The sequence below is a fragment of the Aeromicrobium sp. genome (genome assembly GCF_049586495.1).
Taxonomy (GTDB): Bacteria; Actinomycetota; Actinomycetes; order Propionibacteriales; family Nocardioidaceae; genus Aeromicrobium.
This window is the reverse complement of record NZ_JBAVCB010000046.1, coordinates 1-9638: the sequence shown is the minus strand read 5'-3', so window position 1 is coordinate 9638 and position 9638 is coordinate 1. Positions and strand designations below refer to the sequence as shown.

The window sequence follows — 9638 nt, the reverse complement described above, 5'->3', positions numbered from 1 at the left end:
GGGAGATGGCTGCGGGCAACCAGCAGCTGGCCACGTTCGAGCTCACCGGACTGCCCCCGGCGCCGCGCGGCGTGCCCCAGATCGAGGTCACCTTCGACATCGACGCCAACGGCATCGTCAACGTGTCAGCCAAGGACCGCGGCACCGGCAAGGAGCAGTCCATGACCATCACGGGCGGCTCGGCGCTGTCCAAGGACGACATCGACAAGATGGTCAAGGACGCCGAGGAGTACGCCGAGGAGGATCGTCAGCGCCGCGAAGCGGTCGAGAGCCGCAACCAGGCCGAGACGCTGTCGCACTCGACCGAGAAGTTCCTGGCCGAGAACGGTGACAAGATCGACGAGGCCACCAAGACCGAGGTTCAGGCCGACCTCGACGCCCTGAACGAGGCGCTCAAGGGCGAGGACGCCGAGGCCGTGCAGGCCGCGGTGACCAAGCTCGGAGAGTCCAGCCAGAAGATGGGCGAGGCCATGTACGCCGCTGCTGCTGCCGAGCAGCAGGCCGCCGGTGACGCTCCAACCAGCGATGACGCGACCGATGACGACGATGATGTCGTCGAGGCCGAGATCGTCGACGAGGAGCCCGCCGAGGACGACTCCAAGTGACCGAGTCCGACGTGCCCGACGAACCGACCTCTGACGAGACGGCGACCCCGGAGCCGGCTGAGCCAGCAGCTCAGCCGGCCGAGGGGGACCCGGCGGCAGGCGGCGACGTGCAGGAGCCCACCGTGGAGCTCCAGCTGGCGGAGCGGACGCTGGATCTGCAGCGGCTGCAAGCCGAGTACGTCAACTACAAGCGCCGGGTCGACCGCGACCGTGAGCTGGTCCGGCGGCAGGGCGAAATCGCCGTGCTTCAATCGCTGCTCACGGTGCTGGATGACATCGGCCGGGCGGCCGACCACGGCCAGCTCGAGGGTGGCTTCAAGGCTGTCGCCGACTCACTGCAGAACGCAACCGCCAAACACAAGCTCGAGGCATTCGGCGCCAAGGGCGACCCGTTTGATCCGTCCTTGCACGAGGCGGTGGTTCACGCTGGCGAGTCTGCCGAGGTGGATGTCACGTCGATCGACACAGTCATGCGCACGGGGTACCGCGTGGGTGATCGCGTGCTGCGCGCCGCCACTGTCGGTGTCGTCGATCCGGTCGCCGAGCCAGTCCCAGAAGCCGAGCCCGACGTCGACGCAGAGGTCGACGCCAGCAACGACGACTGACGAGACCGCAGATGAGAGGAGGGGTGTGAGTGGCCAGCAGTGATGGGGCGTCCAAGGACTTCTACAAGACGTTGGGCGTGAAGAAGGACGCTTCGCAGGCTGAGATCAAAAAGGCCTATCGCAAGCTCGCGCGCGAAAATCACCCTGACTCTCATCCGGGCAACAAGGCGGCCGAGGAGCGCTTCAAGGGCATCTCCGAGGCGTACGCCGTGCTGTCGTCTGAAGCCAAGCGCAAGGAGTACGACGAGCAGCGCACGTTGTTCGGTCAATTCAAGGGCGGCTTCTCCGGTGGTGGGTATCCGCCACCCGGCGGGCCCGGGGGCGCGGCCGACTTCGACCTGAGCGATCTGCTCGGCGGAATGTTCGGCGGCGGCGGTCGAGCACGCGGACGTCAGCGCCAGCCGCAGGCGCGTCGAGGCGACGACCTCGAGACCGAGGCGACGATCACGTTCGACCAGGCGGTCAGCGGCGTCACGCTGCCGTTGCGCCTCACCAGCGACGAACCGTGCCCCACGTGTCATGGCACGGGAGCCAAGCCCGGCACCGTGCCCAAGGTGTGCACCAAGTGTCAGGGCAGCGGCATGCAGACCGGCGCGGCCGGTGGCGTCTTCGCCATGACGGAGCCGTGCGATCAGTGCCGTGGCCGCGGCCTGATGGTTGAGCACCCCTGTGCCACGTGTCGCGGTTCCGGGCGGGCTCCGTCCAGCCGCACCATTCAGGTCAAGGTGCCGTCGGGGGTCAAGGACGGCCAGCGCATCCGGCTCAAGGGCAAGGGTGACCAAGGCAGCTCGGGCGGACCAGCCGGCGATCTGTTCGTCATCGTGCACGTCAGCACCCACCCGCTCTTCGGCCGCAAGGGCGATCACCTCACCATCACGGTGCCGGTGGCGTTCGACGAAGCCGTGCTGGGCGCCGAGATCCAGGTGCCCACGCTCGATGGCGCGTTCGTGCGCATTCGGATGGCGCCGGGCACTCCCAGTGGCCGGACCCTTCGTGCTCGGGGCAAGGGCGGAACTCGCCGCGACGGCACGCGCGGTGACCTGCTGGTCACCGTGGAGGTGCAGGTGCCCGATGACCTCACCGACGAGCAGCGTGCAGCGGTCGAGGCCCTGCGCGTCGCCCGCGGTGACACAGATCCGCGTGCAGGGCTGACGAGCAACGAAGCGGTGAGCTGAGATGTCTGAACAGGGGTTCGTCCCACCCGGGCCGGAGGCCAAGGTCTTCGTCATCAGCGTCGCGGCCGAGCTGTCGGGCCTGCATCCCCAGACCCTGCGCACCTATGACCGTCTCGGGTTGGTCCTGGCCGGCCGCACCGGTGGCGGCGGCCGCCGCTACTCCCTGCGCGACGTAGAGCTGTTGCGCACCGTCGCACGCCTGACTGCTGAGGGTCTCGGTCTCGAGGGCGTCAAGAGGGTCATCGATCTGGAGCACCAGGTCGATGCGCTGCAGCAGAAGGTCGCCGAGTTGCAGGCCGAGTTGATCTCGGCCCACCAGGTCCAGAATCTGCCGGTCCCATTTGCGGGCCAACAGGTCACCGTCTGGACGCGCCGCCCTCGCCGCTCCTGATCGCGGCCCGCCGCTCAGTTCACCTGCCGGTCCTGGCCAGCCCAGAATTCCTCGCGCAGCTTGAACTTCTGCAGCTTGCCCGTGGCCGTCCGGGTCAGCTCGTCGCGGAACTCGATGCGCTTGGGGCACTTGTAACCCGCCACGTACTCGCGGCAGTGCTCGATGAGATCCTCGGCGGAGACGTTCTGGCCCTCCTCGAGCACGATCAATGCGGTGATGAGCTCGCCCCACTTCTCGTCGGGGATGCCGATGACGGCGACTTCACGCACGGAGGGGTGCGACGACAGGGCGTCCTCGACCTCGATCGACGAGACGTTCTCGCCACCGGTGATGATGACGTCCTTCTTGCGGTCAGCGATCGTGAGGTAGCCGTTCTCGAAGGTCCCGCCGTCTCCGGTGTGGAACCAGTCGCCAGCCTGCGAGGTCTCCGTGGCCTCGGGGTTATCCCAGTACGAGGCGAGATTGTGGTTGCTCTGAGCGAGCACCTCGCCCCCGTCCTCGATGCGCAGACGCACGCCGACCACGGGCGCACCCGCGCGACCGAGGTTGCGAGCCTGCGCGGTGGCGTCGAGGTCGTCCCACTCGGCGCGCATGCGGCTCATGGTCAGCAGGGGAGCGGTCTCGGTGAGGCCGTAGATCTGGATGAACTCCCACCCCAGCTCCTCGCGCACCCTCTCGATGGTGCGGGTGGGCGGCGGGGCCCCCGCCACGATGACGCGCACCTGGCCGCGCCCCGGAATCGGCCCGCTCCAGTCCTTGGCGGCGACGAGGATCGAGCTGACGACTGCCGGTGCCGCGCACAGGTAGGTGACGCTGTGCTGCTCGACGCGTCGCAAGATTTCGGCACCGTCGATCTGCCGGATGACGATCTGCTTAACACCCATGCCGGCGGTGGTGAAGGGGTGGCCCCACCCGTTGACGTGGAACATCGGCAGCGTGTGCAGATAGACGTCGCGGTCGTTGACGCCGGCGTGCCAGCCGAACATCGAGGCGTTGAGCCACAAGTTGCGGTGCGTCATCTGCACGCCCTTGGGCCGGGCTGTGGTCCCGGACGTGTAGTTGATGGTGGCGGTGGCGCCCTCCTTGTCCACGGCGTCGCCCTCCCATGGCGTGGGCTCGGTCGACTTTCCCCAGATCAGATCGTCGTCGCGGCCAAGCACGAAGGCGTGCTGGCAGTCGATCTCGTCAATCAGATGCGCCAGGTCCGGATCGACCATCATGACCTCGGCCCCGGAGTGATCGATGATGTAGCGGATCTCGGCCACGCTCAGCCGGAAATTGACCGGCACCAGCACGCGGCCCCAGCCCGACACCCCGTAGAACGAGCACAGCATGCGTGCCGCATTCTGCGACACGATGGCCACCCGCCCGCCAACGCGGATGCCGAGCTCGTCTAGCGTGGCCGCCTGGCGGCGCGCTCGACGGCCGAGCTCGCGGTAGGTCACCTCGCCCCACGACTCGGCCGGCTGGTTCGGTTCGTCGATCACGGCGACCCGATCCGGATACACCGTGACGGCGCGGTCGAGGAAGTCGTTGACGGTCAATGGGTAGAACACCGGAGCCTCCCGAGGGTGCGACGACGATCACGTCGAACCCCATCCTGCACCTGATCCGACGACAGGTGGGGGCGGCTCGACGCCGGTACCGTCGGCACGTGCTCTCGATCTCTCGCAACATCGCCGCTCCGCCCGAGCTGGTGTGGGGGTTGCTCACCGATCTCGATCAGTGGCCACGATGGGGTCCCACCGTTGCTGGGGCAACGATCGACGGTGACTCCGAGGGCAAACTGAGGCTCGGCGCCCGAGGAACCGTGCGCACCGCAGCCGGGGTCTCGTTGCCCTTCGCGGTCACCAGATTCGACGATGGTCGCCGTTGGGCCTGGCGGGTGGCAGGCGTGACCGCCACCGACCACCGCGTGGAGCCGTCGCCCGGCGGGAGCACGGTCACCTTCGGCGTCCCCTGGTGGGCTCCTGGCTACCTGGCGGTCTGCGCCATCGCTCTGCGCCGCATCGAGCGTCTGGCGCTGGACTGACGGGAATCAATCGTCAGCGTGCATGGAGGCTCGCTCTGCTGCTGCCTCCGGGTCGTCGACGCCGCGGAAGGTTCGAAAGCTGTAGGCGATGACGGCGAGCGCGATCAGGCTCGACACGATCAGCGTCACACCCGTGGCCCAGCCGCCGATCAGCCACCACGACTCACGCACCGGCCACCACGCCGGGGCCGCTGGAGAGACGAGCCAGAGCACGCCCATGGCCCCCAGAGTCAGCGCACCTGCGACGCTCATCAGGATGCGCGGCCACGTCTGCACGCTGTCGGCCGCCGACTTGTAGGCGGCGGTCTTCACCGGTTGAAGCCGTCGCTCGGCCCACTCGTACTGCTGGGACAGGACTGCGAGGCCGGCGAACAGTCCGAGCAGCCCAGGGCCTGGAAGGACCAACGCGGCGATGCCTGCCAGCACGAGCGTCCAGCCCAGCACCTCGATGGCCACGCGGCGGACGACCTTCAATCCCATGGCGCGAAACTACAGGGTCCCTGCCGGGGGCGGCGCGGTCGATCGGTCAGCGGCGGCGCCACACATCGACCAGCAGGGCGTAGACAAGGCCGTCGATCCAGCCACGATCGCGGTGCAGCGATCGGTGCGCACCGGCCAGCTGAGGAAGTCGAGGGAAGGGCCCATGCCGCCATCGTGGCAAACGGGGAGGCGTCGTACCGTTCAGCGGTGAGCTGGGAATCGCTGTTCAGTGCCAATCTCGATCGCGACGACGCGGCGGCGTGGGGTGAGATGGCCTCTGAGCTGCGAGAACTGCACGATGCCATCGCGTCCATGCGATTCGACCGCAGCATGGTCGACGCCCTGACTGCGGACGTCCGGTCGTGGCGTGACCGGCTCGCCCCGCTGGGCGGCGAGGAGCTGGAGCAGGCCAACGGCAGGGTGGGGCAGGTGCCGGTACGAGGGCACGCGATGCTGCCCGAGGTGATCATTCGCTCTGCCGGAGGCGGTCGGGTCGACGGTGCCGTGACCTTCGGTCGCTGGTTCATGGGCGGCGGCATGGCGGTGCACGGTGGCGCGGTCGCCTTGCTGTTCGACGAGGCGCTGGGCATCCTGGCGGCGGTCGCCACCAAGGCGATCACCCGGACGGCCTATCTGCGCACGGACTTTCGAGCCCTGACCCCGATCGACGTCGAGCTGGACGTGTCGGCGTGGGTCGACCGGGTCGAGGGACGCAAGGTCTACGTCAAGGGAGAGCTGAGGCACGGCGACGTGGTGTGCGCCGAGGCCGACGCACTCTTCCTACAGCTGCTGCCGGAGCAGGGCCTGGGCCAGCGCACCACCTCCTCCTAGACAGGGGGCAGAGTCACCTCGATTCGTACGGGTAGAAGCCGTGACCGGATTTCTTGCCCATCAGGCCGGCATCGACCATGCGATCGAGCAGTGGCGGCGGGGAGTACAGCGGCTCCTTGAACTCCTCATACATCGACTCGCCGATCGCCTTGAGGGTGTCGAGGCCGATCAGGTCGCTGAGGGCCAACGGGCCCATGGGGTGGCCGCATCCCAGCACCATGCCGCGGTCGATGTCGGCGGCGGAGGCGTAGCCTGCCTCGTACATGCGGATGGCGCTGAGCAGGTACGGCACGAGCAGGGAGTTGACCACGAAGCCGGCGCGATCGGTGGCATCGATGGGCTTCTTGCCCAGTGCCTCCTCGACCCACGTGCGCATGCGGTCGAGCGTGTCGGTCGAGGTGGTGAGCGACGGAATCAGCTCCACCAGCTGCATGACGGGGGCGGGGTTGAAGAAGTGCACCCCCATGACGTTGCTGGCACGTCCGGAGACGGCCCCCAGCTTGACGATCGGGATCGACGAGGTGTTCGACGCGAGTATGGCGTCCTTGTTCGTGAGGATCTGACCGACGCGGCCGAACAGGTCGAGCTTGACCTGCTCGTCTTCACTGGCCGCCTCGACCACGAGATCACGGTCGGCCAGAGCGTCGAGGTCAGTCTCGAACCGGATGCGAGACAACACCGCGGTGACCTCGGCCGACTCGATCTTGCCGCGCGACTCGGCGCGCCGCAGCGAGCCCTCGATCCGCTCAGCGGCGGCCGTCGCGGCCTCAGCGTTGATCTCGATGCCGATGACGTCGAGACCGGCTCGGGCGGTGACCTCGATGATGCCCGAACCCATCAGGCCCCCGCCGATGACTCCGACCTGTTCGATTCCGCTCATGCTGTCCCCTCGATCTCTCGTGCCGACGCTGCGTCTGCTCTCCTCAGCACGGTAGCCGGAGGGACCCACGCGCCACCGCTGGCCGTGTCGAGCGGGGTGGCCGCGCGTGCCGTGGTGGGATGAGCGCATGAGGTGGACAGTCGTGGCGGTGATGCTGTGCGTGCTGGCCGGGTGTTCAGGCAGCACGGACCCCGAACCCGCGTCCTCAGCCCCCGCAACCAGCAAGAGCCCGAAGCCCAAGCCGACTCCCAAGCCGTCCGCGGCCGCACCCACAGGAGAGCCGGCCCCCGAGGCGCTGTCGGCTTTCCGCTGCGAGCCGACCAAGAAAAGCACCTGGGTGGCGGCGGGCCTCCTGGCCAACGACAGCAAGAAGGCAGTGACCTATCAGGTGTCGGTCTATGTGGGTCCGCTCGACAGCACGTCGCGCGAGGTTCGCACGGTGCAGGTGGCCAACGTCGAGGCGGGCGGGTCGGTGCGCTTCAAGCTCACCAAGGTTCCCGCCGACGGCGAGGAGTGCCACGTGCAGGTCATCAGAATCAAGGTCGGCTGACCTCAGCTTCGACGACAGTCAGCTGCGAGCGACCCGCACCATGTCCTCACGGGGCACGACCTTGACGCGCTCGCGCTCGTGGGCGTGACTCAGGCCCAGCTGCAGCTCGTGCTCGTTGAGCTTCTCCCAGCCGGCCCATGTCGTGTACTCGATGCCTTGGCTGTCGAGGTGCCGCACGAACGCGTCGGGCTCGGGGTGCTCGGGCGGCACGAGATCGTCGAGGTCCTCCATCAGGAGTCGGATGGTCTCGGCGGCATCGGACTTGGTGTGGCCGATGAGCCCGACCGGTCCGCGCTTGATCCAGCCCGTGACGTAGGTGCCCGGCAGGGGCGAACCATCGATCTCGATGACGCGCCCGCCGTCGTTGGGCACGACGCCGTGCACCTGGTCGAACGGCAGCCCGGAAAGGTTGTCGGAGTAGTAGCCGATCGTCCGGTAGACCGCCTGCACGGGCCAGTCGACGAACTCGCCGGTGCCGCGGACGTTGCCGGTTCCGTCGAGCTCGGTGATCTCGGTGCGCAGCCCGACGACCTGGCCGTCTTCGCCAAGCACCTCGACGGGGTTCTGACAAAAGTGGATGTGAATGCGGTGATCAGCGCCGGTCGGCTCCTTGGCCAGGTAGTTCTGCAGGACGTCAACGACCAGCTTCTGGCTCTTGGAGGCACGAATCGCGTCCATCGATCCCTCGTCGAGCTCAAAGCCCTCCGGGTGCACGATGACGTCGATCGTGTCGGAGTGACTCAGCTCGCGCAGCTCCATGGGCGTGAACTTGACTTGTGCCGGACCGCGGCGCGCGAAGATGTGCACGTCCTGGGTGGCATTGGCCTTCAGGCATCGGTGGACGTTGTCGGGGATGTCGGTGACCAGCAGCTCGTCAGCTGTCTTGGCGAGCATGCGGGCGACGTCGAGTCCCACGTTGCCCACCCCGATCACCGCGACGCTCTCGGCGTGGGGGGCGAAGTCCCAGTCGCGTGGCGCGTCGGGGTGCCCGTCGTACCACGACACGAAGTCGGCTCCGCCGAACGAGCCGCGCAGGTCGATGCCGGGGATGTCCAGCTGACGATCGCGACGGGCGCCGGTGGCGAAGATGACGGCGTCGTAGAAGCGCTTGAGATGATCCAGCTTGAGGTCGGTGCCGTAGTCGACGTTGCCGAAGAACCGGATGTCCTCGTTGCCCATCACGCGGTACAGCGCCTTGATGATCTCCTTGATCCGCGGGTGATCGGGCGCGACGCCGTAGCGGATCAGGCCGAACGGGGTGGGGTCGCTGTCGAGGATGTCCACGCTGACGGAGTCGAAGGTGTCAGGCAGCGCGGCCTTGGTCAGGATGTCGGAGGCGTAGACGCCTGCCGGTCCGGCGCCGACCACGGCGACTCGCAGGTGCCTCGTCATGAACTCTCCCTCGGTGTCGTTCTCAGGAACAAGCGTAGCGGTCGCCTGCACGCCCACGTGGCGGTCAGACAACCGGCTGCCCGGTGCGGAGATCGTCGACCGGCCCATGGGGGCCAAGGTCACGCAGCACCTATCTCTCGTGGTGATCTGCCGTTCCGCGTGCACGAGCGGGCATCGATCGTTCACGAGCACTAGCCTGATCGTGTGACACACACAGCGGTCGTCGTCGGATCGGGACCGAACGGACTGGCCGCCGCGATCGTGCTCGCCACGGCCGGTCTGGACGTCACGGTCCTCGAAGCCGCGGACGAGATCGGCGGCGGGACCCGCTCGGCCGAGCTGACGCTGCCCGGGCTCGTGCACGACGTGTGTTCGGCCATCCATCCGATGGGCGTGGCCTCGCCGTTCCTGCAGTCGCTGGATCTCGGCCGGCACGGTCTGGAGTGGATGTACCCCGAGGTCGACGCGGCCCACCCCCTCGATGGCGGACGGGCAGGGGTGCTCTTCCACGACCTGGACCGCACCGTCGAGCATCTCGGCGTCGATGGGCCGGCGTGGCGTCGCCTGTTCGAGCCGATGGTCGATCACGCCGACGACCTGATGTCCGAGCTGCTCGGGCCGATCCTGCACGTGCCACGGCACCCCGTGCAGCTGGCCCGGTTCGGGCTGCGTGCTCTCCTGCCGGCCACCGCGGTGG

The 9638-nt window shown here is 67.9% G+C and carries 12 protein-coding genes; 8 read left to right on the top strand and 4 right to left on the bottom strand.

Features of this window, described 5'->3' with window-relative positions:
• From WB508_RS02520 to WB508_RS02505, 4 genes are all read left to right on the top strand, one after another.
• Positions 1–605, top strand: a 605-nt coding sequence (locus tag WB508_RS02520) for an Hsp70 family protein (protein WP_423843302.1), incomplete at its 5' end; no start/stop codon positions are given.
• Complete coding sequence (gene grpE, locus WB508_RS02515; RefSeq protein ID WP_423843301.1) at positions 602–1210, top strand: nucleotide exchange factor GrpE; 609 nt, start codon at positions 602–604, stop codon at positions 1208–1210. The genes WB508_RS02520 and grpE, both read left to right, overlap by 4 nt.
• A 29-nt stretch (positions 1211–1239) precedes the next feature.
• On the top strand, positions 1240–2385 hold the full coding sequence (gene dnaJ / locus WB508_RS02510; RefSeq protein ID WP_423843300.1) for a molecular chaperone DnaJ: 1146 nt from the start codon (positions 1240–1242) through the stop codon (positions 2383–2385).
• Position 2386: 1 nt separating this feature from the next.
• On the top strand, positions 2387–2776 hold the full coding sequence (locus WB508_RS02505; RefSeq protein ID WP_423843299.1) for a heat shock protein transcriptional repressor HspR: 390 nt from the start codon (positions 2387–2389) through the stop codon (positions 2774–2776).
• Between the two features lie 14 nt (positions 2777–2790).
• Here the strand turns inward: WB508_RS02505 and WB508_RS02500 are convergent, their stop codons facing one another.
• Positions 2791–4332 (bottom strand): AMP-binding protein, encoded by a 1542-nt coding sequence (locus tag WB508_RS02500; RefSeq protein ID WP_423843298.1) that lies wholly within the window; start codon positions 4330–4332, stop codon positions 2791–2793.
• Between the two features lie 98 nt (positions 4333–4430).
• Between WB508_RS02500 and WB508_RS02495 the strand changes: the two genes are divergently transcribed.
• Positions 4431–4808 (top strand): SRPBCC family protein, encoded by a 378-nt coding sequence (locus WB508_RS02495; protein WP_423843297.1) that lies wholly within the window; start codon positions 4431–4433, stop codon positions 4806–4808.
• 6 nt (positions 4809–4814) lie between these two features.
• Here the strand turns inward: WB508_RS02495 and WB508_RS02490 are convergent, their stop codons facing one another.
• On the bottom strand, positions 4815–5288 hold the full coding sequence (locus WB508_RS02490) for a PGPGW domain-containing protein (RefSeq protein WP_423843296.1): 474 nt from the start codon (positions 5286–5288) through the stop codon (positions 4815–4817).
• A gap of 207 nt (positions 5289–5495) precedes the next feature.
• Between WB508_RS02490 and WB508_RS02485 the strand changes: the two genes are divergently transcribed.
• Complete coding sequence (locus tag WB508_RS02485; RefSeq protein WP_423843295.1) at positions 5496–6119, top strand: PaaI family thioesterase; 624 nt, start codon at positions 5496–5498, stop codon at positions 6117–6119.
• Between the two features lie 13 nt (positions 6120–6132).
• Here WB508_RS02485 and WB508_RS02480 read toward each other — a convergent pair whose 3' ends face one another.
• Positions 6133–6999, bottom strand: coding sequence for a 3-hydroxybutyryl-CoA dehydrogenase (locus WB508_RS02480; RefSeq protein ID WP_423843294.1), 867 nt, complete (start codon positions 6997–6999; stop codon positions 6133–6135).
• A 127-nt stretch (positions 7000–7126) separates the two neighbouring features.
• Here WB508_RS02480 and WB508_RS02475 point away from each other — a divergent pair, with 127 nt between their 5' ends.
• On the top strand, positions 7127–7549 hold the full coding sequence (locus WB508_RS02475) for a hypothetical protein (protein ID WP_423843293.1): 423 nt from the start codon (positions 7127–7129) through the stop codon (positions 7547–7549).
• Positions 7550–7567: 18 nt separating this feature from the next.
• Here WB508_RS02475 and WB508_RS02470 read toward each other — a convergent pair whose 3' ends face one another.
• Positions 7568–8941, bottom strand: a complete 1374-nt coding sequence (locus WB508_RS02470) for an FAD-dependent oxidoreductase (RefSeq protein WP_423843292.1) — start codon at positions 8939–8941, stop codon at positions 7568–7570.
• A gap of 204 nt (positions 8942–9145) precedes the next feature.
• On the opposite strand from WB508_RS02470, the gene WB508_RS02465 reads away from it, so the two are divergent.
• On the top strand, positions 9146–9638 hold a 493-nt coding region (locus WB508_RS02465; protein WP_423843291.1), incomplete at its 3' end, for a phytoene desaturase family protein.

Bases quoted from the DNA above. Each gene is read 5' to 3' on its own strand.
- WB508_RS02470 (WP_423843292.1), bottom strand. From the start codon at position 8,941: ATGACGAGGCACCTGCGAGTCGCCGTGGTCGGCGCCGGACCGGCAGGC.
- WB508_RS02505 (WP_423843299.1), top strand. From the start codon at position 2,387: ATGTCTGAACAGGGGTTCGTCCCACCCGGGCCGGAGGCCAAGGTCTTC.
- WB508_RS02475 (WP_423843293.1), top strand. From the start codon at position 7,127: ATGAGGTGGACAGTCGTGGCGGTGATGCTGTGCGTGCTGGCCGGGTGT.
- WB508_RS02490 (WP_423843296.1), bottom strand. From the start codon at position 5,288: ATGGGATTGAAGGTCGTCCGCCGCGTGGCCATCGAGGTGCTGGGCTGG.
- WB508_RS02480 (WP_423843294.1), bottom strand. From the start codon at position 6,999: ATGAGCGGAATCGAACAGGTCGGAGTCATCGGCGGGGGCCTGATGGGT.